23 protein-coding genes are annotated in these 22,710 nt (G+C 68.7%); 7 read left to right on the plus strand and 16 right to left on the minus strand.

Annotated features, from left to right (window positions below; genetic code table 11):
• Positions 1–33 precede the first annotated feature (33 nt).
• From C472_RS06110 to C472_RS06150, 9 genes are all read right to left on the minus strand, one after another.
• Positions 34–1,707 (minus strand): type II/IV secretion system ATPase subunit, encoded by a 1,674-nt coding sequence (locus tag C472_RS06110; protein WP_006628937.1) that lies wholly within the window; start codon positions 1,705–1,707, stop codon positions 34–36.
• 71 nt (positions 1,708–1,778) lie between these two features.
• Complete coding sequence (locus C472_RS06115; protein ID WP_006628938.1) at positions 1,779–2,528, minus strand: ATPase domain-containing protein; 750 nt, start codon at positions 2,526–2,528, stop codon at positions 1,779–1,781.
• A gap of 1 nt (position 2,529) precedes the next feature.
• A complete protein-coding gene (locus C472_RS06120; RefSeq protein WP_006628939.1) occupies positions 2,530–3,024 on the minus strand; it encodes a flagellin in 495 nt (164 codons plus the stop codon).
• Positions 3,025–3,501 carry a flagellin gene (locus C472_RS06125; protein WP_006628940.1) on the minus strand — a complete coding sequence of 159 codons (477 nt, stop codon included), beginning with the start codon at positions 3,499–3,501 and terminating at the stop codon, positions 3,025–3,027.
• Positions 3,491–5,428 carry a FlaD/FlaE family flagellar protein gene (locus C472_RS06130; protein ID WP_006628941.1) on the minus strand — a complete coding sequence of 646 codons (1,938 nt, stop codon included), beginning with the start codon at positions 5,426–5,428 and terminating at the stop codon, positions 3,491–3,493. The genes C472_RS06125 and C472_RS06130 overlap by 11 nt, the downstream gene beginning before the upstream one ends.
• Before the next feature lie 149 nt (positions 5,429–5,577).
• Complete coding sequence (locus C472_RS06135; protein WP_006628942.1) at positions 5,578–6,159, minus strand: chemotaxis protein CheD; 582 nt, start codon at positions 6,157–6,159, stop codon at positions 5,578–5,580.
• A complete protein-coding gene (locus C472_RS06140) occupies positions 6,156–7,358 on the minus strand; it encodes a chemotaxis protein CheC (protein ID WP_006628943.1) in 1,203 nt (400 codons plus the stop codon). The genes C472_RS06135 and C472_RS06140 overlap by 4 nt, the downstream gene beginning before the upstream one ends.
• Positions 7,358–7,714 carry a chemotaxis protein CheY gene (gene cheY / locus C472_RS06145; RefSeq protein WP_006628944.1) on the minus strand — a complete coding sequence of 119 codons (357 nt, stop codon included), beginning with the start codon at positions 7,712–7,714 and terminating at the stop codon, positions 7,358–7,360. The genes C472_RS06140 and cheY overlap by 1 nt, the downstream gene beginning before the upstream one ends.
• 105 nt (positions 7,715–7,819) lie before the next feature.
• On the minus strand, positions 7,820–10,141 hold the full coding sequence (locus tag C472_RS06150) for a BGTF surface domain-containing protein (protein WP_006628945.1): 2,322 nt from the start codon (positions 10,139–10,141) through the stop codon (positions 7,820–7,822).
• 221 nt (positions 10,142–10,362) lie between these two features.
• Between C472_RS06150 and C472_RS06155 the strand changes: the two genes are divergently transcribed.
• The gene (locus C472_RS06155) at positions 10,363–10,809 is read left to right on the plus strand and encodes a zinc ribbon domain-containing protein (RefSeq protein ID WP_006628946.1); all 447 of its coding nucleotides are present in this window, start codon (positions 10,363–10,365) and stop codon (positions 10,807–10,809) included.
• Positions 10,810–10,844: 35 nt separating this feature from the next.
• Here the strand turns inward: C472_RS06155 and C472_RS06160 are convergent, their stop codons facing one another.
• The 5 genes from C472_RS06160 to C472_RS06180 form a co-directional block, all read right to left on the minus strand.
• Positions 10,845–11,609 carry a DUF7500 family protein gene (locus tag C472_RS06160; protein WP_006628947.1) on the minus strand — a complete coding sequence of 255 codons (765 nt, stop codon included), beginning with the start codon at positions 11,607–11,609 and terminating at the stop codon, positions 10,845–10,847.
• Between the two features lie 81 nt (positions 11,610–11,690).
• The gene (locus tag C472_RS06165; RefSeq protein WP_006628948.1) at positions 11,691–12,410 is read right to left on the minus strand and encodes an archaellin/type IV pilin N-terminal domain-containing protein; all 720 of its coding nucleotides are present in this window, start codon (positions 12,408–12,410) and stop codon (positions 11,691–11,693) included.
• Between the two features lie 2 nt (positions 12,411–12,412).
• Positions 12,413–13,039: an archaellin/type IV pilin N-terminal domain-containing protein gene (locus tag C472_RS06170; protein WP_006628949.1), complete on the minus strand. Its 627-nt coding sequence runs from the start codon at positions 13,037–13,039 to the stop codon at positions 12,413–12,415.
• 308 nt (positions 13,040–13,347) lie between these two features.
• The gene (locus C472_RS06175) at positions 13,348–13,935 is read right to left on the minus strand and encodes an SHOCT domain-containing protein (RefSeq protein WP_006628950.1); all 588 of its coding nucleotides are present in this window, start codon (positions 13,933–13,935) and stop codon (positions 13,348–13,350) included.
• 220 nt (positions 13,936–14,155) lie between these two features.
• Positions 14,156–14,494, minus strand: a complete 339-nt coding sequence (locus tag C472_RS06180) for a hypothetical protein (protein WP_006628951.1) — start codon at positions 14,492–14,494, stop codon at positions 14,156–14,158.
• 186 nt (positions 14,495–14,680) lie between these two features.
• Here C472_RS06180 and C472_RS06185 point away from each other — a divergent pair, with 186 nt between their 5' ends.
• Positions 14,681–15,019, plus strand: a complete 339-nt coding sequence (locus C472_RS06185) for a helix-turn-helix domain-containing protein (protein WP_004597591.1) — start codon at positions 14,681–14,683, stop codon at positions 15,017–15,019.
• A 27-nt stretch (positions 15,020–15,046) separates the two neighbouring features.
• On the opposite strand, the gene C472_RS06190 is transcribed toward C472_RS06185, so the two are convergent.
• Entirely contained in the window at positions 15,047–15,778 is a 732-nt protein-coding gene (locus tag C472_RS06190) for an RAD55 family ATPase (protein ID WP_006628952.1), read from the minus strand.
• Positions 15,779–15,922: 144 nt separating this feature from the next.
• On the opposite strand from C472_RS06190, the gene C472_RS06195 reads away from it, so the two are divergent.
• The 3 genes from C472_RS06195 (at position 15,923) to C472_RS06200 (ending at position 18,331) form a co-directional block, all read left to right on the plus strand.
• Positions 15,923–16,486 (plus strand): HalX domain-containing protein, encoded by a 564-nt coding sequence (locus C472_RS06195; RefSeq protein WP_006628953.1) that lies wholly within the window; start codon positions 15,923–15,925, stop codon positions 16,484–16,486.
• A gap of 171 nt (positions 16,487–16,657) precedes the next feature.
• Positions 16,658–16,810, plus strand: coding sequence for a hypothetical protein (locus tag C472_RS17350; protein ID WP_162471229.1), 153 nt, complete (start codon positions 16,658–16,660; stop codon positions 16,808–16,810).
• Between the two features lie 3 nt (positions 16,811–16,813).
• Positions 16,814–18,331, plus strand: a complete 1,518-nt coding sequence (locus tag C472_RS06200) for a molybdopterin-dependent oxidoreductase (RefSeq protein ID WP_006628954.1) — start codon at positions 16,814–16,816, stop codon at positions 18,329–18,331.
• 28 nt (positions 18,332–18,359) lie between these two features.
• Here C472_RS06200 and C472_RS06205 read toward each other — a convergent pair whose 3' ends face one another.
• Positions 18,360–19,778, minus strand: a complete 1,419-nt coding sequence (locus C472_RS06205) for a single-stranded-DNA-specific exonuclease RecJ (protein ID WP_006628955.1) — start codon at positions 19,776–19,778, stop codon at positions 18,360–18,362.
• 152 nt (positions 19,779–19,930) lie between these two features.
• On the opposite strand from C472_RS06205, the gene C472_RS06210 reads away from it, so the two are divergent.
• Both C472_RS06210 and metX read left to right on the plus strand, forming a co-directional pair.
• Positions 19,931–21,268 carry an O-acetylhomoserine aminocarboxypropyltransferase/cysteine synthase family protein gene (locus C472_RS06210; protein ID WP_006628956.1) on the plus strand — a complete coding sequence of 446 codons (1,338 nt, stop codon included), beginning with the start codon at positions 19,931–19,933 and terminating at the stop codon, positions 21,266–21,268.
• On the plus strand, positions 21,265–22,569 hold the full coding sequence (gene metX, locus C472_RS06215) for a homoserine O-acetyltransferase MetX (protein WP_006628957.1): 1,305 nt from the start codon (positions 21,265–21,267) through the stop codon (positions 22,567–22,569). Before C472_RS06210 ends, metX begins: the two co-directional genes overlap by 4 nt.
• Positions 22,570–22,710 lie beyond the last annotated feature (141 nt).

The raw sequence follows: 22,710 nt of genomic DNA on the forward strand, positions 1-22,710 counted from the left end.
TCGCCTCGGTCGTCGCGCGTGCCTTCATGATCGCTACCTCGTGTTCCGGTGCATGTCGAAGGGAAGCCCCTCGACGCCGTCGCGCTGGAAGGAGTTGATCGCGTCGTTCACCTCGTGGTAGCCCAGAATGCCCTCCTGGATCATCCGCTCGATCAGCTCCGCGCGGAAGTCGAGGTCGTCGTAGATGTCGCGGGTGTCGGCGTACCCCAGCAGCGTCGCGATCTGCTCTTCTAACACGTAGGAGTTGTTCATCCCTTGGAAGACGATCTCGTCTTCGACGGGGTCCCAGCTGAACACCTCGCGGGTGACGACCCCCTCCATCTCCTTGGAGTACCCTTCGATCTCCTGAACGCTCGTCACCCGGCGCAGGACCTGATCGCCCTGTTTCACGCGGTTCTGGAACAGCGCCACGTCGGCGTTGTCCATGAACGTCTCGGGGACGTTGATCGGCTCGGAGGTGAACCGCTGGATCATCGAGACGATGTCCGAGGCGTGGAACGTCAGCATGACCGGGTGGCCCGTCTGGGCCGCCTGGAACGCCATGCGCCCCTCGGCACCGCGGACCTCGCCGACGATGATGTAGTCGGGGCGCGACCGCAGCGCGGCGGCGACCAGGTCGAACATGTCGACGTCTGAGGACCCCTCGTCGCCGCCCTCGCGGGTCAACAGCTGCTGCCAGGTGTTGTGCGGCGGGATGACCTCGGCGGTGTCCTCCGCGGTGTAGATCTTCGAGTCGTCGGGGATGTACGAGAGGATGGCGTTCAGCGTCGTCGTCTTCCCCGAGGCCGTCTCGCCGACGACGAACACGGTCTGCTCGTTCTCCAGACAGAGCCAGAGGTACGCGGCGAGCTGGGGAGAGAGCGTCCCCCAGTTCGTGATCTGGTTGATCGACAGCGGCACCTCGTCTCCCTGCCGGATCGTGAGCGAGGAGCCCTTCAGCGAGACGTCGTCGGAGTAGATGATGTTGATACGGGAGCCGTCCGGGAGGGTGGAGTCGACGATGGGGTCCGAGTCGGAGAGCGGGTCGCCCATCCGCTCGCCCATGTTCCGCAGCCAGTTGTCGAACTCCTGTGGCGTGCCGAAGTCGACGGTCGTCTCCAGCATGCCGTAGGTCCCGTGGTCGACGTGACACTCCTTGGGACCGATGACGTGGATGTCCTCGTTGGCCGGGTCGCGCATGATCGGTTCGAGGGGACCGAGCCCGACGATGTCGCGGTTGAGCCGATACCGGATGTTCTCGTAGGTCTCCTCGGTCACCGACAGCTTCCCGAAGTTCTTCAGCTTCGAGATGCCGCGCCGCCAGCCGGAGGAGGTGTCGTCGACGTGGGTGACCTCCTCTAACAGCTCCTCGATGAGGTCGTCGTACTCCGCCTCGTTGTCCGGTGCCGTGTGCTGGCCGCTGGCGGTGAGCAGCCGGTTTTTCACCTCGTTGAGCACCTCCACCTGCGGGCCGGTGACCTCCGGCTCGATGGCGTAGTACTTCGTGTCCTGTCCGAGGTCGCCGTAGATGTGGCTGTAGATGGGACCGCCCACAGGGTAGATGACGTTCGGCCGGTCGGACTCGTACTCGTCTTTCGGCTCCTCAACGAACTGCGGGAACTCCCCCGTGATCTGTTTGAACTCGCGGAGGTGTTCCCGGAGGTGGGGCCGCCGCATGGCGGCCTTTCGGAGCTCGTCGGACGGTTGTGCGGTGCCGTGTTCGGTCATGTCCCACGCCGTGTCGCCGTGTTGGTCGCGGTCCGGGCGCGCGGACCGACTGTGCGTCTGCGGGCCATGTGTCAGGCGACGCTGCGGCTCTCTATCACGATACCGGTTCCGGACCGGACCGAGAACCCGATCGTGTCGCCGACCTGCTCGCCCATGCCCGCGAACCGCTTGACGTTGATCTGTCGCCGGATGTCGTTACCGACCTCGATCATCTCCAGTTCCAAGAACACGTCGGCGATGGAGCGGAAGGGGCCAATCGCCTCGTCGTCGACCGCCGAGGGGTCGACGGTGAGCACCACCACCTTCCCCTGCGAGATGATCTCGCGGAAGAAGGAGATGATCTCCAGGGCGGCCTGCCGCTCCTCGTTCTTCCGGACCAAGGCCTCGAACGTGGGGTCGTTCCGGAAGATGGCGTCGAACGTGTCGAGGAACACCACGTCGGAGTTCCACATCGCCTCGGCGTCCATCAGCCGCTTGAGCAGCTCCTTGCGCTCGCCGTCGTCGTCGGAGAACGCACCTCCTGAATCGAAGTCGGCGTGGAGGAAGAGCAGCTCCTCCTGAAGCAGCGGTTTCACCATGTCGTACTCCAGCGAGTGCATCTGGTCGATGAACCCGCGGACGGTGAGCTCCGTCGACATCATCGTCACCGACGCGCCCTCCTGAACCAGTCCGTAGGCGAACCGCTGGGAGATGGCGCTCTTGCCGGCCCCGTAGTCGCCCTCCATGAGGACGATGCTGCCGCGCGGGATGCCGCCGCCGAGCTCCTTGTTCAGTCGGTCGCGCTCCCCGAGTCCCAGAGAGAGTAGGTTGTCGTGTGGCATTTCAGTTCTCCTCCACGCGGAACTGGAACAGCTCTTCGTCGCCGTTCACGGTGAGGAACAGCCGGTGGTCGCCGTCGTCGAGGGTACCGTCCGACCCCTGGATCGCGTCCACGTTGATCGTGAGCCGGAGCACGTCGCCGCGGCTCCACGCGTTCGCGCCGTCCGCGGAGACGAGTTCGCCGGAGGTCGCGTCCGGCCCGACGTACGCGCCGTCGAAGACGACGTCGAGGTCGGAGCCGTCTGGGGCGAGCCGGTAGGTGCCGGTGTTCTTGATCAGCAGGGTCACGTTGTCGTTGCCGCTCGCGTTGTACACCCCCGCGCTCGCGTCGGAGATGATCGTCACGTCGGTCCGGAGCGTCTCGGTCGCGTCGAGTCCCGCGTCGTCGACGGCGGCGCTCACCCGGTCGACGCCGGTGGTGATCGTGCCGACGACGCCGGCGGCGATGACGAGGCTCGCGATGAACAGGATGAGGTGCGAGACGGGAACGCTGGCCATCTATGCGCTCACCTCCGTCACTGTCCCGGCGTCGCGCACGCCGGACTCGACGACGAGGATGACCCGGGTCTCGTTCCCGACCACGTCGGTCGAGAGGTCGCTCTCGGCGATCTCGACGCGCAGCGTCTCGTCGCCGAGCCAGAGCGCGGTGTCGCCGTCGCCGTCGACGGTGGTCGTGGCGTTCGCCCCGCCGACGTCGACGTACTCGTTGCCGACGACGAGCGTCGCGTCGTCCGCGACGAGCCCGACGGATCCCTCGTTGGTGGCGTTGACCGTGAGGACGCCGCTCGACCCGTTGAACGTCGCGTTCGTCACGGTGAAGTCGGTGTTCTGTCGCTCCAGCGCGCGCTCGTTGACGCCGTGTTGGGCGTCGGAGACGCGGTCGAGCCCGTTGGCCGCCACGGGGTAAAACGTCGTGAACGCGAAGAACAGCCCCGCGACGATGATGGCCGTGGACGCGGAGACGCTAACGCCCATCTCCCCACCCTCCGTCGGCCGGATCGGCGCGGTCGGAACGGGGATTCGGGTCGTTCATCGGTCGCGTCGAGCCGTTCCGATCGCGTCGGTCGTCGCGGTGGTCCGCATCGGCGTGGTCCGCGCCGTTCGTCCGCCGCTCGCGGGCGTCGGGCGCGTCGCCGCGCTCGGACGTGTCGTGACCGTTCCGCTCCGGTGCCGGCCGCTCGCCGCGGCCGTCGTGGCCGTTGCGGTCGGCGCGGTTCGCTCGGCCGTCGTGGCCGGAGTCGACCCGCCCGCGGTGTCGGCCGTCCCGGCGACCGCCGACCGGCCGTCCGCCGCCGACGAGCGACCCGCCGGCCAGGTCGTCCCAGCGGTCCAGGAGGACCGTCTGGCTGTTGGTGCCGTTGAGTTGGGTCACGTACCGGAGGCTGCGGGTGTGGTGCTCGCGGACGAGCCGGTCGGTGCCCGGCCGGTCGACGAGGTTGCGGTCGATAGTGCCGAACCCGGAGAGGAAGTCCCGGAGCCGCGCCGCGGCGTCGGGGCCGATCCACTCTATCCGCTCGTAGTAGTTGATCGCGCGCACCGCGTCGGTGACGTCGCTCTCGGAGACGAGGAACTCCAGCCACTCCATCACGAGGAGGTCGCCCACGTAGTCGCCGGGCAGCTCGGTGAGGTACGGCTTGCCGCGGCCGCTCCCGCTCGAGAGGTCGTCCTCGCCGACGTACTGGAAGCCCCCGGAGGCCTCGGCGGGGTCGCCGCCGGGCTGTCGGTCGGGCGCGGAATCTGCGGCCGGTTCGGGGTCGGCCGCCGCGCCGGCCGGCTCCGGATCGGCCGGTTCGTCGAAGCCGTCGTCGACGCCGCCGAGGTCGTCCCCGAGGCCGTCGTCCTCGAAGCCGTCGTCCCCGAGGCCGTCGTCGGCCTCGTCGAACGAGTCGGTCTCGTCGCCGGGGTCAGCGAACGAGTCGTCCCCGTCGTCGAACGGGCCCTCGTCCGCGGCGTCGTCGCCCTCCTCGGCCCAGTCGGCCTCCCCGGAGTCGTACTCTTCTTTCAGTTCGCTGAAACTCTTTCCATCGTCGTTCATATCGTCTCCGTCGTCCGCCGTTTCGGTGTCGGACGCGGCGTCGTCCGTGCTGTCGTCGTCCAGTTCCTCGAACTCCTCGTCGAAGTCGTCGTCGAGGTCATCGTCGAGGTCGTCGAACCCGTCCCCGTCGTCGAGGTCATCGTCGAGCTCGTCGTCGAGGTCGTCGAAATCGCCGTCGTCCTCGGCCTCGTCGTCGAAGCCGTCCGGCTCCTCCTCGTCGAGGAGATCGTCGTCGAAGAACCCGTCCGCGTCCGCGTTCGCCACGTCCTCGTCGAGGTCCTCCTCCTCGCCGCCGTCCTCGTCGTCGAAGATGCCGAACGACCCCTCGCCGCCGCCGGCGACGCTGTCGAAGCCGCCGCCGTCGTCGACGAAGGGGTTGATGCCGCGCGTGACCATCTCGTAGATGTCGAGGAGGTTGCGGACGTCCTCCTCGATGTCGTCGACCGCGGCGGAGATCTCCTCGTTCTCGGAACGGACCGTCGAGACGGTCGAGGAGAGCGAGGCGACCTCGTTCTCCAGTTCGTCGAGCCGGTTCTCCAGCTCGTCGGTCGCGGCACCGCCGCCGCCACCGCCGCCGCCGTCGTCGAACTCGTCGTCCCACTCGTCCATGCCGTCGAAGTCGTCGAAGCCGTCGCCGCCACCGTCACCGCCGCCCATGCCGCCGCCCATCCCTCCGCCGCCCATGTCGCCGCCGCCGCCCATGTCGCCGCCGAAGGGGTCATCGTTACCGTCCATACCACCGGAACCGTCGTCGTCGGATCCGTCGTCGTCGAGGAACCTGTCGAGGACGCTCGCACCGACGAGCCCCAGCGTGGCGACTGCCCAGGCGGCGGTTGGAGCTCCCCACACCGGTAGTTCGAGGCCCATTACCGTGTACGACCCGCAGAAGCTACTTCAATTCACCCCTCAAAATATCAGCCATGAGAAAGCACGTCACGAGACGGAGGTCGCTCCGACGGAGCGCTGTAACGGGGAACGCGGAACACACGGGAGAGAAGTCGGCGGCCGAACGGCTGTCAGATCGCGCGTTCGAACCCGTCCGCGGCCCGGACGACGAGGCGACCGTCGGGACCGAACCGAACTGTCCGGCCGACGGTGTCCCCGACGTCGCTGGCGACGATCGGAACGCCGGCCGCGTCGAGCACTTCGCCGACCCGTTCGACGTTCCGCGGCCCGACCGCGTCGGTGAGGTCGAGCATCTCGGCCCCGCCGGCGACCCGCGCCTCCAATCGCCGGGGGTCGCCGCCGGCGTCGTCGATGGCCGCGATCAGGGTGTCAACCCCGGTGTCGACGTACTTCGCGGGCCGCGAAGCCGCCGTGGTTCGCCCCTCACCCGCCGGCAGCATGGCGTGGAGGAGCCCGCGGACGCCCGCCCGGTCGTCGACGAGCGCGACCGCGACGCAAGAGCCGAGGCCGCTGGTCGTCAGCGTCGCGTCCTCGCTCGTGACCGCGAGCTCGCCCACGCCGACCTTGATCCGGCCGCGGTCGTCGGCCGAGGGACCACCGGTGACGGCGGCCGGCTCCGCGTCGGCGACCGCGTCGCTCCCCGTTCGGTCCGCCGGGTCGTCCGGCCGATCGTCGGAGAGCGAGCGGGTCACGGCTCCGAGAGTCTATCGAGCGCCCGGGCCAGTTCGCGCTCGTCGGGGAGCGCGTACACGTCGCACCGCGCCTGAATCCCCTCCGTCCGGATGGCGGTGTCGATCACGAACCCGTAGTCCTGTCGCTCACTCAACTTCGCGACGAGCGGGCTGATCGTCGACGCGCCGATGTCGTGGACGAACTCCGGCGGGGAGTGCGTGATGGTCGTGCCGAGCACGTTCGCCCAGCCGTCGATGAACCCGCTCGTCATCACGTTGCCGAGCTCGCAGAGCGCGTTCTCGGCCATGTCGCCGAGCGGCTCGTCGGGCTCCATCGGGAGCATCGCGTCCGCGACGGCCGCCGCCGACGACTCCTCGAAGAGGATGGCGAGGTAGCCGCTCGGCTGCCCCTGTAGCTCGAACACCGTGCCCGCGTGCGGCTCGGTGCCGACCTCCGCGGGCACGTCGGCGAGCGGGACGAACCGGAGCCGGCTCACGTCGACGCTCGTCTCCAGCCCGGTCATCATCGCGATGTTGTCGGCGGCGTTGGCCGACCCCTCCTTCGCCAGCGACGAGAACGTCGACAGCGACTCGTAGGGGACCGCCGTGCTGGTGGTGCCGTCGTTCGCCGCCGCGCCGGGCGCGTCACCGGCCGCCGCCGCGGGGGCCGTCTTCCCGACGATGAGGTCCCGGAACGGGCCCGAGTCGGGCAGCATGTAGATGGAGAAGTCGAGGTCGGTCGTCGTCGCGTCCAGCCGGCTCTCGAAGAGGAACACGCCGTCGCCGGCGAGCGCCCCGTCCGGCAGCACCGCCGCGCCGTCCGCCTCGAAGTACCGCGGCGGCGACATGTCGATCGCCTTCCCGAGGTAGTTCGCCCAGCCGTCGAGGAAGCCGCCAAGCGCGATGTTGCCGACCTCCGTCACCGCGCTCCGCTCCATCGACTGCCCGCCCGGTAAAAGCGAGAGCAGCGCGTCGGCGTTGACGGCGTCGAACGCGAGGACCGCCTCGCCGTCTAACCCGCCGCGGAGGCCGACGCTCACGCCGATGGACTCTCGGCCCGCGAACGACTCCGCGAGGTCCTGCCCGCTGGCGACGCTCGCGCCGGTCACCTCGACCGCGAGGTCCGTCCCGGTGAGATCCGAGAGCGCACCCGCGGCCTGTTTCGCCCCCTGCTCCGCGAGGCGGTTACAAGCGCCGAGCGCGCGGACGTCGACGCGCATTATACCGCCGAACCGATGGCGTCGAGCACGTTCGGCTTCTGGAACGGCTTCGTGATGTACCCCTCAGCACCCGCCTTGATCGCCGCCTTCATCTTCTCCTCCTGTCCGACGCTGGTACACATGATCACCGTCGCGTCGGGGTTGTCCTCTAAGATCTCCGTCGTCGCCTCGATCCCGTCGCGGATCGGCATCACGATGTCCATCATCACGAGGTCCGGCCCGTGCTCTTCGTACATGTTGACCGCCTCGACGCCGTTTTCCGCCTCCCCGACGATCTCGAACTCCCCTTCGAGGATCTCCCGGAGGAGGTTCCGCATGAACTCCGAGTCGTCGGCGATGAGTACCCGCGTAGCCATTGTTGTCTGAATCGGGGTGTAGCGATCACTTAATCGCTCCCCCGCGGTTCTCAGCGCTGAGAATGGATCGGGGAGGCGAGGAGCAGCTGCGAACCGAACGGCGAGTCACACCCAGTGACCGAGGAGGTACGTCGCCCCGACGAGGACCGTTCCGCCGAACGTCTCGCGCGTCCCGATGCCGAACGGGAGGAACGTCGCCGCCCCGTCGTCCCCGTCCTCGCCGCCCGGCTCGCCGTCCGGGTCCGGGGAGTCGCCGTCCGACTCCGAGCCGTTATCCTCCGACTCCGAGCCGTTCTCGCTTCCCGTCGACGAGCCGTCGGCCGACCCGCCCTCTCCCGCGTCTGAGGAGTCGGTCGAATCCCCGTCGTCGGTACCGTTGCCGTCGTCGCCCGCGTCGTCATCGTCGTCGAGCGTCGTCTTCGCCGGGTCGTCGGTGACGACGAGCGTCCCGTTCCGGACATCGTTGTCGAGCGCGACCGAGAACTGGTACTCGCCGGGGTCGAGACGGTCGACGCTAACGGACGAGAACGCCACGGTGCGCGACTCGTTCCCGGACAGCGTCAGGTCGCGCGAGGCGGTGAGGTTCCCGTCGTCGACGTCGAGCGCGAGGGTTCCCTCGCCTTCGACCCCCCCGACGTTGCGAACGTCGACATCGAGCGCGGAGAGGTTCCCGTCCTCGATGACGGTGACGTTCGCGGTGACGTTCTCGATCGCGAGCCGGTCCGGCTCCGACGTGTTGGAGACGACGACGACGTTCCGACTGTCCTTGAGTGACGTGCCTTGGTACAGCTCGTAGTTCAGGCGGGTGCCGGGCGAAACGTCGTCGAGGTCGGCGTCGATGGTGAAGTTCCCGTCCGAGACCTCCATCGACGCCTCCGTCCGGATCGGCTCGCCGGCGTCATTCACGAAGTTCGCGGCCATCTCCTCGACCGGAATTATCGAGGTCGTCCCCGTAACCGTTCCGCCGTCCGCCTCAACGAGGAGTTCGCCGTCGTCGGTGACGTGGTCGTACCGGATGTACCGCTCCCGGACACTGAACGACGCCTCGGCGCTCACGGTCTCGTCCGCCGCCTCCCAGTAGGGGAACTGCCCGGACGCCGACGAGGTTCCGTCGAACGCCGCGGGCGGCTCGCCGCCGTCGGCGAACGCGTACCGCTCGCCCTCGGTTCCCTCCAGCGCGAACTCGACGGCGAACTCGTCGCCGGGTTCGGGGTCCCTCGTGAACGGCCCCCCGTCGCTCGTGTCCAAGACGAGGTAGAAGCGGCCCGCAGTCGGGTCGTCGTCGCCGGCCGTTCCCTCGCTCGCGTCGGCCAGGATCAGGGAGACGTCGTCCGAGTCGGCCGCCGAGAGATCGAACTCCGACGCCGCTTGGTTCCGGCCGGGGTTGGTCTGTCGGACCCGGAGCGAGACCCCCTCCTCGGCACCGAGGAAGCTGTCCAGGACGGTGTGGTCGAGTTCCGTTCCCGCCTCTACGTCCTCGGTCGACCCGGCGAAGTGCGAGAGCGCGCCCCAGATCCCGCTCGACTCGAAGCCGAGCACGACGCGGTCGCCCTTCGTCACCGCGGTCCGGTCGAGCCCGTTCTCCCGGAGCGCGTCGAGCGACTCCTCGGCGTCGGGGTCGGTATCCGGAATGTCGTTACGGTCCGCGGTGGTGAACACCTCGATTTCGTCGTGGAACGTCGGCTTCTGCAAGACGAGCTCCGCCCGCCCGGCCATCTCGACCGGCGTCACCTGCCCCGAGTCCTCGACGACGAACGTCCCGTTGGTGATCGCGAGCCGGTACCGCTGCGGGGCTATCGGGCGCGGGAGTCCACCGGCACCGGTCGCGCCCGACAGTTCGGAGAGGTTCTCTGCGATCACGTCCCCGTCCTCGTTCTGAAATTCGATGTTACAGTCGACCTCGCTACAGCTCTCGACGTTCGTCGCGTCGGTCCCGAGGGTTCGCGTGTTGATCGTGGTTTCGGAGCCGGTCACTCTGACGACGTCGACGAATCCGACCGACTGTCCAGTGTCGGTGAGTCGGTTCCCCCCGATGAGCAGGTACGCCTCGTCGCCGTCGGAGGCGTCGACGGCGTGTCTGATCCTGACGGGGTCGCCGGCGATGCCCGTGTACACGTCCCGGCTGAACCCGCCGCTGATCTCGGCGCGATCAGACGACCTGGCGTCGATTGCCTGACGGTTGTCCGCGGTGAGCGGGGCGGCGTCGCCGGCCTGAGCCGTCGGAGTCGGACCCTCGGGCGAGAGGGCGACGGCTCCGGGGCCGGCGGCCGCGGCGGCGACGAGCGCGAGGCAGGCGACGAGCGCGAGGCCGGCGGCCCGGTGCGTCGAGCGCCGCGCGGTCGGCTCCGCAGCGGCGGGGCGCTCGTCGCGCGAAGTCGGGTCGTCCGCGGGGCGGTCAGCGTCGTCCGGAGGGCGTTCGGATGTCATCGTGTGTGAATTTTCGAGTGGCGGGCCGCGGCCCGGCCCACCGTCGGTTAGGCAAGAGTCCGCGAGTCACCGACTAAAGCGTACCCTCTCGATTATCACCGACAAAAATCGCAGCGCGAGTTCGGACGCCTCGATCCGGAAGATCGGAAGACGACGGCGTGGTCCGGCGATCGAGCGGTCCCCGAAGAATTAAATCCGACGGGAGTGGGATTTCGATCAGAATGCCATCGTGTCCCCGCTGTGACGCGCCGACCGACGACGGAGACCGATACTGCGCGGAGTGCGGCGCTCCGCAGACGGAGGACGCGGCCGAGGAGCTCGACGAGTACGTCCAGCGGCAGGCGCAACAGGTCGCCGGCGGCGGGGGCGGCGGAGAGGGGGGCGGCGACAGTGGCGGGGGCGACGGCTTCGCGGACATGGCCGACCTCAACGACCGCGAGCAGCTCTGGCGGCGCGGCTGTTACGCTGTCGGGTACGGAACGATTGTCGTCGCGCTCAGCATCGGAGCGATTAGCTCCATCCCGCTGATCCTCGCGGGGATCGCGATCCTCCCGCCGATCCGGCGGCTCACCGCCCGACCGCTGGGGAGTTCCCTGAAGCGAGAGGTGATGGCCGGCCTCTACGTGATATTCGCCCTGATCGGCGTGGCGCTGTACGTGCTACTGTGAGGACCGAAGCGGGCGTCCCGGTCCGCTGACGGGCGTCACTCGATCCTGAACCCGCCCTGCTCTTCGGCGGCGCGCACCAGGTCGCCGATGCTGTCGCTCGCGGAGAGTCCCTGACTCGCCGCGAACCGCTTTATCATCACCGGCGGGATGTCGACGGTGGTCTCGCTCGCGGCGAGCAGCAGCCCGATCGCCTCCGGGGTCGGCGAACTCGGGCCGGCGTTCGACGCGAACCACGAGACGAGCGTGTCGAACATCGCCGTCACGTCGTTCGAGACCATCCGCTGCCGGGTGGTGTCGCCGTTCGCGTGGAGCGTCGCGTCGATGCCGTACGCGAACCCGTCGCCCTCGAAAGAATCGGCCAGCCACCGGCTCACCGCCTGTCGGTCGACCTCGTTGCCACCGGCTGCGGACCGATTCTGACGCTGCCCTCCAGGGGCGTTCGGCGGCGGTTGTCCGCCGCCGGGCTGTCCTCCGCCGGAGGGCTTGCCGCCGGAGGGTTGCCCCCCGGCGTTGGGTTGGCCGCCAGTGGGGTGACCGCGTTCGCCGACGCCGGGACCGGCCGCACTCGCCTGTGGGTCGTCGCCGGCCGGCCGGCGGTCCGAGGGGTTCGCCGGATCCGCCGCGGTGAAGTCGGAGTCGTCGTCCGCGGGCGGCGCGCGGCGCTGCCCGCGCGACCGGCCGACGTTGGGCCGGCCGTTCGTCCCGACGACGTAGCGCCCGTCCCCGATCTCGACGACGTTCTCGTCGTCGGTGAAGTCGAGCTCCTCCGGGTCGGCCGGCAGCGCCTCGTCGTCACTCATGGGTCGTGGTAGCGCACGCCGAAAAATAGGTGTTGCGGGCGGCCGAGCCGCCGCAAGGTGGTTACCGCGTTGTTCGGGCTCTTAGAGCCGGACCGCTTCGCCGTCCTCGGTGAAGAGGTCGGGCGCACTCAGTTCAACCGAAGTCGTCGCCGACGACGGCGAGACGATCTCAAGCGATGAGGTGTCCCCCTGACCGAACGACTCCTCAGAACCGCTCAGATGCGCGTAGGTGTAACTTCCGTCACTAGCATTGACGCTGTCCGCATCGAGACTACCGAACGGCTGTGCACTGGGATTCACTACGATTGCGTAGTCCTGCTCGCCGTCTAGGACCGCACTATCCGCCGAGATGAACGACCCGGAACTGTCCTGTACCGCAAATTTGCTCGCGTTGAGCTGGCTTGCGTTGACAGCGCTACTAGAAGTCAGATCCGTACCATTGGCAGACGTATCCGTGAACACGAGATTCGCCTGTCCGTTCGGACCAACTGCTTGGATAGTTGTCTCTGACAGATCGATCTGACTTGAGCCGGCCGCACCGGAAACGCTCACTCGAATTGCGTCAAGTTCGCCCGAATCTGCATTACCGACAATCCCGACTTCACTGGAAACATCGATTCGCTCCGAGACAAGGTCTGTACTTTCTTGACCCGTTGCTTCAGCCTGTGATTGGAGGAAGCCGGCCGTGTTGATCAGCACGCCAGCGGCGATCGCCGCCACCAGCACCATCGCGATGAACACGATGAGGGTGCCGATACCCACCTGACCGCGCTCCTCGTTGTTAGTTATGAATTCGAACATTGTTACAGCCTCACCGAAGTCTGTTCATCAGTCAGCGTCGTCGGGACACGAAGTTCGACGCTCGTCGTCGCGCCGGAGGCAGTCGTGAACGTCACCGAGAGGCTATCACCGGCGTTGAGACCGCCATCGCTCCCATCCGGCTCCAGATTGTAGCCGAACTCACCCGTGCTATTGTTGAGATTCAGCGTGATCTCCGCACGATCACCGCTGTCGGTCAGAACGACATCGTCGGAGTCTCCGGTGAAAATGTCGATCTCATTCTGGCTGAGTTCGCCCGTGACCTGTCCACCCGTTCCGATCAGTTCCACAGTCACTTCGGTGAGATCGATGTTCCCAGCACCCGGAGACTGCGCGACGGTGACTTGGAGCTCGTCGATCGCACGCTCTGTACTCGTGTTGCTGATGTTAAGATCCGTCACATTCCCGGAAGTGCTCACCACCTGAAGCCGGTCTGAGACCTGACTTGTACTCTCCTCGCCCGTTGCTTCCGCCTGCGTCTGGAGGAACCCGGCCGTGTTGATCAGCACGCCGGCGGCGATCGCCGCCACCAGCACCATCGCGATGAACACGATGAGGGTGCCGATCCCCACTTGACCGCGCTCTTCCTCGTCCAGTATGGTTTCGAACATTGTGTGTTGCGTCGGCCCCCGGCCTGCCCGGCGGGCGTTATCGATAGCGATGGGAAGTTCCTACTTAAGATCACTTGCCCGGTTATTCAAACTGATAAACGGCTGCGGTCATGCGATTTCTGCGCTATTTTCAGATTTATAGTTACAGAATTTATCAACGATCTCGTCACGGCAGTATCAGGACTGGATCTGTCGTAGATTAACGGTAACACGCCTGAAGGTCGAAGCTTGGCTGGGAGACGGACAGTCGAGGGTGAGCAAGACGGACAGACGAGAGAGAACGGCGGGGCTCGCGGTTTCGGAGCGCGTCAGCGCTCGCGATCGCGGACCGGTGAGTCGACTCGTTCGGACCGGCTTCGCGACGCGGGGCCCTCGCGGTCGTCGTCATCGGCCAGCAGCCGGTCGAGGCGTCGCTCGAACTCCGCGTCGGTGAGTTCGCCCTCGACGTAGCGGTGTTTGAGGCGCTCGATCGGTGGTTCGGTCGCCGCGTCGGCGGGGACCGGAGAGCGCTCGCGGTCCGCCGCGATCCGGTCCGCGAGGTAGCCGCCGAGCGCGCCGCTGCCGACGACGTACGCCGCGCCGAGGAGCGTGAGTCCGAGGACGCCGACGGTCGCCGCGGGCGACACGGCGGCCGCGATCCAGACCGCGAGGAACGTCAGCGGCAGCGACAGCACCGCGACGAGCGCCCCCGTGGCAGCCCCGATCCGCGGGCCGCGAGCGGCCGCGGACTCGTCGGTCCAGGTGGCCACGCCGCCGCCGACGGCGGGGGCGATCAGTCCGACGAACGGCAGGACGCTCACGAGGACCGTGACCCCGGCACCGATGCCGGCGCGCGCGGCGAGGTCCGAGACGCGGGCGACCGTCGAGCGGTCGCCGCGGGCGTCAGGGGCGGTCATCGTCGCGGCCTCAGGGGTCGAACCCGTTCGGTCTGCCGACACCTCCGCGGAGCCGGCTCCGCGCTCTCGCCCGCGACCCGATCTCGACAGGGAACTGTCATCGCCATCCGTACGGGATCCGAAATCAAAAGCGCGTCGGGGAGGGTATTACGCCCCTTTTATCCGGGTCACGAGGTCGAACTGACGAGGGTCTGGCGACTGCGAGACGGCGGCCACGTCCTCACCGGTCACGCAGGCGCGACAGCTCCGATTCGGGAATGACGAACTCCTGTGTCCCCGGCTCGTAGACGGCGAGGCTCCCGGCGACGAGCGCCATCGACGCCGCCAGCAGCCCGGTGTTGACCAGAAACAGCGCCTCCGGGTTCGCGAACCCCGTCCAAAACGCGACCGCGGGCGTGCCGACCGCCGCGAGGACGACGAGTCCGAAGCCGACCGCCAGGTACGCCATCGCCGTGCGACCGGACGATCGATAGGCCGCGACCGCGAACGCGACGAGCGTCGCGCTCGCGCCGGCCAACACGGTGGTCGTCATCAGGTACAACCCTTCGATGAGCTCCATACTGCTCCTGCTCGAACGCCGATAATAAACCCACGGGGGCGGGTATCAGCGGCGATAACACAGTCGAGCCGAGCGTCGCGTCGAATCGGGCGTGGTTCCCTCCCGTCCGCCGAAGCCGGAGCGTTCGCCGATCGAGGCAACGACCGGTACCATTATAAGAGATAAAAATCAATCTCGATAACGTGAATGGTGGGGGACGATCTGATCACCGTACTCGGTAACAAATACAACACGGACATCCTGACGGCGACGGGCGACGCGAAGTCGGCGCAGGACCTCAGCGACCAGCTGGACGTCCCGATCGCGACGTGTTACCGGCGGATCAACGAGTTGGAGGAGGCGGACCTACTGGAGTTACACGATCGCCCGCTCTCGGACGAACACCGGCGGGTGAAGGTGTACCGCCGGAAGGTCGACGGGGTCGAGGTCGACTTCCGGGACGGGCTCACCGTCGAGGTGGAGGAGCGGTCGGCGGTGAAGAACCGCCTCGACGACGTCTGGCGCGACCTCTCCTCGCGGGAGTAGTCGGTCGAACCGGCGGCCCCCGCTCTGTCAGAACGACGGCCGGTCGTCGGAGCCGCCCATCATCGAGAAGCCGCCCGCGCGCTCGTGGACCGTGATCCCTCCCTGTCCGATCTCCATCGGGAAGATGTCGGTGTCGATGTCCTGTTTCCGCATCTTCGCCACCCAGACGTATCGGTTGACGCCGGAGTCGGTCGGCGTCTGGATGAAGTAGATGTTCCCGTCAGTGAGGAAGTTCTCTAGGCCGACCTCGGTGTCGGGGAAGACAGCGCCCTGCTCGTTGATGAGCAGCGAGGTGAGCCCGTTCGCCTTGAGGATGTCCGAGAACTTCAGCAGGTACGTGCGCTTCTCCTGTTCGGCGTCGAAGAAGAGCTGGAACATCGACAGCGAGTCGAGGACGAGGCGGTCGAAGTCGCCGTCCTCGACGGTGTCAAGCAGCCGATCGACCGCCGTCGAGAAGTCGGTCTCGCGGAGCATCTCGCGTTTGTCTAAGATGACGATGTCGCCGTCGTCGACCATCTCGTCGAACCCCTCGAAGCCGACCGACTCGGCCGCGCCGCGGATGTCGGCCTCGTCCTCCTCGAAGGAGACGTAGACCCCGCGCTCGCCGTGCTCGGAGACGCCGTGGTGGAGGTACTGGATTCCGAAGATGCTCTTGCCCGTGCCCGGGTTCCCCGAGACGAGGACCGTCGATCGCTCGGTGATGCCGCCGGTGAGAATGGAGTCGAGCCCCTCGACCCCGGTGGAGACGAGTTCTGACATTCGTCTCCCCTTTGGCGGCCGGTGTATATAAAAGACGGTTCAGTACATCGGGCGAACGAACGGCGACAGTTTTATCTCTCGACATACCGCTCCTTCGTGTATGCCCGGTGAAGCGTCCCCCGTCACGCGCGACGGTGATCGACGGTGAGCGAGCCGTCGATACTCGTCGTGGAGGACGAGCCCGACATCGCGGCGCTGTACGCCGGCTTCCTCGAGGAGCAGTACGCGGTCGACGTCGCCGAGACCGCCGCCGAGGCGATCGATCGGGTCGACGCCGCCGTCGACGTGGTGCTGCTCGACCGGCGGCTCCCGGACGGGAGCGGCGACGACGTCTTAGCGCACATCCGCGAGGAGGGGTACGACTGCCGCGTGGCGATGGTCACCGCGGTCGAGCCGGACTTCGACATCATCGATATGGGGTTCGACCTGTATCTCACCAAGCCGGTGAGCCGCTCGAAGCTGCTCGCGGCCATCGACACGCTCCTGACACGCAGCGAGTACGACGACCTCGTCCGGGAGGCCGCCGCGCTCGCCAGCAAGCGCGCCGTGTTGAGTTCACAGAAGCCGGCCGCACAGCGCGAGGGGAACGAGGCCTACGCCGAACTCGTCGAGCGGCTGGAGGACTTGGACGCCGACATCGACGACCTCGGCGAGTCGCTGTCGACCGACGACTACCGCGCGATGTTCCGCGACCTCGGCGAGGCCTGACGCGGCGCTTTTCGTTCGTTTGTCCGTCGATACTGTTCCGCCGTCCCGTCAGGGAACCCGCCGACAGCGACGCGATCCGGGACGAAGTTTGAACGGACCTCGCCCCGACTCCGCCCCGAATTTGTCCGGTAGTTGAAAATATATCTCCCCGCTATCGCCCTCGTGGAGACCATGACGAGACGAGACGCGCGACGGCGGTTCCCGGCGACGAGCGGCGGACTCGCGACGCCCGCACTCGCCGGATGTCTCGGCGGAGCGACGGGGGACGGCCACGAGTGCCCGACGGTCGAGGACGTGGTTCAAGTGACCGTGACCGCTACGTAAATCATGATCAACGTTACCGAGAATCGAGAGACGCTCCTCGCGGCGGCGGCCGGCGCGGCCGGGGTCGCCGGGTCGTACCTCGTCACGGGGTGGACGCCGTCGTTCGTCGTTCGGCCCATCGACCAGACCATCGTCAACCTGACCCCCGGTCCGGTCGTGACGACCGCGATCGAGACGCTCGGCGACGCGGGACACCTGATCCACATCGCCATGGCGGTCACGGTCGCGACCGGGCTGTTCGGTGCGATCGCGTTCGCGGGCCTCCGGATCGCCGCACGCACCGAGCGGCGGGCCGCGGGCGTCGCCGTCGCCGGCGTCGGGTCGTGGCTGCTCGCCGCGGGTCTGACCGGCGTCTCGACCGGGGCGCTGGGCGCGGCGCTCCCCGCGGCGACCGTCGTCGGGACCGGGTGGCTCCCCCCGTCGGCCGCGCCGTCCGGAGACGATCCCGCCGCCGTGAGGAACTCGTCGGCGGTCGTCGACGCGGTGCGCCGCCGGACCCTCGGCGTCGTCGCCGGGGCGCTCGGGTTCGTCGGCGCGACGGCGGTGGGGCGACGGGCGCTCGCGTCGGGCGACGGCCCGCTCCCCGACGCCCCGCGGTCGGAGGGCGCGGCCACGCGGCTTCAGGAACTCGACGCGGCGTCGCTGTCGGTCGAGAGCGACGACCTCCACGGGATGGTGAGTCCGATCGGGGAGTTCTACAACGTCGACATCGCGGAGTTCGACCCCGAGGTCACCGCCGAGGAGTGGTCGCTGACGTTCACCGGCGAGACGGAGTCCGATCGGACGGTCACCTTCGACGAACTGATCGACCGCCCGGTCGAACACCGGGCGATAACGCTCCGCTGCGTCGGCGAGGACCTGAACGGGCCGAAGCTGGACAACGCCGTCTGGACCGGGACTCCGATCCGGCCGCTGCTTGAGTCCGTCGACCCGCAGGGCGAGTGCGACTGCGCGATGCTGCGCGGCGAGGACGGGTACTACGTCCAGTTCCCGGTCGACGTCCTCGCCGAGGGGTTCCTCGCGTGGGGGATGAACGGCAAGGAGCTGCCGTCCGGTCACGGCCACCCGGTCCGGGTGCTGATCCCGGGGCACTGGGGCGAGACGAACGTGAAGTGGCTCTCGGAGATCGAGCTGCTGAACGTCGAGGACGACGGCTACTGGGAGGAGCGCGGCTGGGAGGGGACCGGCGAGGTGAAGACGGTCGCCAAGCTCTGGGACGAGGGGATCACGGAGCTGAGCGACGGCCGGACCGAACTCGCCGGCCACGCCTACGCGGGGACGCGCGGGATCGACCGCGTCGAGGTGTCGACCGACGGCGGCGACACGTGGACCGACGCCGACCTCTCCGAGGCGCTCCCCGACGCCGACGTCTGGCGGCAGTGGCGACACGTTTTCGAGCCCGACGGGGAGCGCGAGGTCGTCGTCCGCGCGGTCGACGGCGAGGGGACGCTCCAGACCGAAGATCCCACGGGGTCGGTCCCGGACGGCGCTGCGGGGTGGGTGCGCCGGACGGTCGGGTGATCGTCGGGGACGGCCGCCCGCCCACGGCTCACGAGAGCTGTTCGCCGACGATCCGGTCCGCCTCGGCGAGGAACGCGTCGCGCTCGCCGGTCGGGATGGTCGCGCCCGCGGCGACGTCGTGGCCGCCGCCGTCGCCGCCGACGGACCGGCTCGCCTCGCGCATCACCGTCGAGAGGTCGAGGCCCCGCCGGACGAGCGCGTGCGACCCGCGCGAGGACACCTTCAGCTCCTCGGCGCTCTTCTCGGCGAAGGCGATCACCGGCTTCGAGCGGTCGACCCCGGGCGAGCCGACCGCCATCCCGGCGACGATGCCGACGATGGTCTCGCGGATGCGCGACCCGGCGTCGAACCACTGGAGGTGCTCCTCGTGGGTGACGCCCTCGTTTTTGACCCACTGGAGGCCCTCCGAGAGGTTCCGGCGGTGGGTGCGGAGGAGCCGCCGGGCCTCCGCGAGGGCGTCGCCGCGGTCGCCGAGACACACCGCGAGGCCGACGTCGCCGCGCTCGTAGCGGGCGGTCGCGTTGAGCAGGGTCGAGAACTCGCTCACGTCGCGCAGTTCGGTGCCGACCTCCTCGTCGACGAGCGTGTACGCCGTGCCGACGAGCGCCTCGATCCGGTCAGAGGGGACGCCCGAGGCGACCGCGCGGCGCATCAGCGCGGAGGCGACCGCGCGGCGCTCGTCGGCGTCGAGGTCGACCCAGCGCCGCCACTCCCCGTCGCGTTTCACGTCGACGTCGAGGTCGGTGAGGAAGGAGATCGCCCCCGCCTCGTCGTTGGTGATCCCGGGAATCTTCACGTCGGAGGCGTACTCCAGGAACTTCGGGAGCGGGCGGGTCTGTCTGCCGTAGAGGTCGAGGTCGGTCCGCGCGTCGAGGACGCCCGCGTCGACGCCGTCGGCGACGACCGCCTCGTTGGCACCGACGAGGCCGTCGGTCGAGTCCTGCATGTCGCCGACCGCGCCGACGACCGCCAGCCCGGCGAGGTCGCGGTTGTCGCCGTCGGGTCCCTCCAGCGCGCGGGCGAGCAGGTAGCTCGCGCCGGCCCCGGAGAGTTCGCTCGCGCCGTCGATTCCTTCGAGCAGCGGGTTGAGGTGGTACCGCGTGTCGCGGTCGGCGGGCTGGTGGTGGTCGGCGATGACGGGCACGAAGTCCCCGGCCGCCTCGTGGTCGGCGATCATGTCCAGCTGGCCGGAGCCGAAGTCGGTGAAAAGCACCACGTCGTACTCGCGGGCCGCGATCCCCGCGATCGACGCCTCGTCCAGCTGCTTCTCGAAGACGACCTCGTGGTCGACCCCGGCCCGAGCGAGCGCGGTGGACGCGATCGCGGCGCTCGTGATCCCGTCGGCGTCGATGTGAGAGGCCAGGAGGACCCGACCGGCCTCGCGCAGTCGGTCGGCGCAGTCGGTCGCGCGGTCGGCGAGGTCGGGGACTGGGGCGGCGACTGCCATTACCACCGCTTGGCGCTCGATCGGTCATAAACGCACGCTTCGGGGAGACGGGAGCGGCGCGGTCGGCGGGACGGGACCGCGGCCCCCGTCGAAGGGGCATCAATTGCCGTAACTGACGATTATAGAAGTACGTAGACGTATGAGCAACAAACATGACACGTGGGTTTTCCACCCGGAGTCTCCACGCCGGAGCCGAGCCCGACTCGGCCACCGGTGCCCGCGCTACGCCGATCCACCAGACGACCTCGTACGTCTTCGACGACGCGGACACGGCGGCGGAGCTGTACGCGCTCCGGGCGGAGGGCCACATCTACTCCCGGCTCTCGAACCCGACGGTGAACGCCTTGGAGGACCGGCTGGCGGACCTCTCGGGCGGGTCGGACGCGGTCGCGACCGGCTCGGGGATGGCCGCGTTCGACGCGATCACGACGGTCCTCGCGAGCGCGGGCGACAACGTCGTCGCCAGCTCGGAGATGTACGGCGGCACCGCCGCGTACCTCACGAGCATCGCGGACCGCCGGGGGATCGAGGCGCGGCTCGTCGACACGCTCGACTACGAGGCGTACGCGGACGCGATCGACGACGACACCGCGTTCGTCCACGTCGAGACGATCGCGAATCCCTCGCTCGTCACCCCCGACTTCGAGCGGCTCGCCGACATCGCCCACGACCGCGCAGTCCCGCTCGTCGTCGACAACACCTTCGCGACGCCGTACCTCTGCCGCCCGTTCGAGCACGGCGCGGACATCACGTGGGAGTCGACGACGAAGTGGATCACGGGCAACGGCACCACGGTCGGCGGCGTCGTCGTCGACGGCGGGCAGTTCCCGTGGGACCACCCGGACGCCGACTACGACGAACTGGACGGCGAGTCGCCCGCGTACCCGATCGACTTCGTCGAGCAGTTCGGCGACGCCGCGTTCGCCAACGTCGCCCGCCAGCGCGGGGTGCGGCCGACCGGCGGCCAGCAGTCGCCCTTCGACGCGTGGCAGACGATCCAGGGGCTCAACACCCTCCCGCTGCGGATGGAGCGCCACTGTGAGAACGCGCGGGAGGTGGCCGAGTTCCTCCGCGACGACGAGCGCGTCGACTGGGTGTCGTACCCGGGGTTCGAGGACCACGAGAGCCACGCCAACGCCGCCGAGTATCTCGACGGCTTCGGTGGGATGGTCACCTTCGGCGTCGACGGCGGCTACGAGGCCGCGAAGACGTTCTGCGAGTCGGTCGAGCTGACGAGCTTCCTCGCGAACATCGGCGACGCGAAGACGCTCGTCATCCACCCGGCCTCCACGACGCACGCGCAGATGGACGAAGAGCAACGGCGGCTCGCGGGCGTCTCCCCCGAGATGCTCCGGCTCTCGGTCGGCATCGAGGACGCCGACGACGTGATCGCCGACCTCGACGCGGGGCTGGCGGCGGGCGAGCGCGCCGCGACGGGTGAGGCCGGAGACGACGGGGGCGCGGCCGGGGAGGGAGGGGAGGATCGATGAGCGCCGTCCCGACCGACCACGGCGTCGCCTCGCTCGGCGAGTTCACCTTCGAGTGCGGGCAGTCGGTGCCCGACTTCGAGGTCGCCTACGAGACCCACGGCGAGTTCGACGGCGACAACGTCGTGTTAGTCTGTCACGCGCTCACCGGGAGCCAGAACGTCGCGCGGTCGCCGGAGCCGGAGCGCGACGCGGAGACCGCCGGGGCCGGACAGGCCGGACAGGCCCGCGCGTGGTGGGACGACGTCGTCGGGCCGGGGAAGGCCATCGACACGACGGAGTACTACGTCGTCTGCGCGAACGTCCCCGGATCCTGTTACGGCACGACCGGGCCGGCCAGCGAGCGGCCCGCGGACCTCGACCTCCGCGAGGAGCCCGATCACGACCGGTGGGGGACCGCGTTCCCGCCGGTTCAGGTCGAGGACTGGGCGCGGGCGCAGCGGCGGCTGCTCGACCACCTCGGCGTCGGGCGGCTCCGGGCGGTCGTCGGCGGGAGCGTCGGCGGGATGAACGCCCTGGAGTGGGCGAAGCGGTACCCCGACGACGTCGACCGCGTGGTCGCCATCGCGACCGCCGGGCGGCTCGACGCGCAGTGTCTCGCGCTCGACGCGGTCGCGCGGCGGGCGATCCGCGCGGACGCCGACTGGAACGGCGGCGACTACTACGGCGACGACCGGCCGGACCCGACGGAGGGGCTCGCGATCGCCCGTCAGATCGGCCACATCATGTACCTCTCGAAGGCGTCGATGGAGCGGAAGTTCGGGCGGCGCTCGGCGGGCCGCGACTCGCTCACGCGCGAGGACGGCGACCTCGGGCTGCCGCCGGAGCCGACGGCCGGCTTCTTCCCGTACCGCGAGGTCGAGTCGTACCTCGACTACCAAGCGGAGGGGTTCGGAGACCGCTTCGACGCGAACAGCTACCTCTACCTGACGCGCGCGATGGACGAGTACGACCTCGCCGCGGGCCACGGCACCGACGCCGACGCGCTCGCCGCCTTCGAGGGCGAGGCGCTCCTCGTGAGCTTCACCGCCGACTGGCACTTCACCGTCGAGCAGTCGGCCTCCCTCGCCGACGCCTTCGGCGAGGCCGAGGTCCCGGCCGCGCACCACGTGATCGACTCCGACCACGGCCACGACGCGTTCCTCGTCGAGCCCGAACACGTCGGGCCGCCGGTCCGCGACTTCCTCGCGGACGGCGTCGACGGCCGGGCGGTCTCGGACGAGGGCGACGACGAGGGCGACAATCGCCCGGACCGCGGCGACGCCGACCACGCCCCGGTCCACGCGAGTCTTTTCAGGGGGTAGCCGAGTTTCGAGGAGGATCGAGATCGTGTGGTTAGCGGTGGCGCGTGCCTGTGAGCGGCCGGAGGCCGCGAGTAGGGAGGGACCTCCGATTCTCGCTGGAGTCGGTCGCCGAGCGAAGCGACGGCGACCGACGAGGCTGGG

The sequence above is a fragment of the Halorubrum tebenquichense DSM 14210 genome, assembly GCF_000337415.1.
Lineage (GTDB): Archaea > Halobacteriota > Halobacteria > Halobacteriales > Haloferacaceae > Halorubrum > Halorubrum tebenquichense.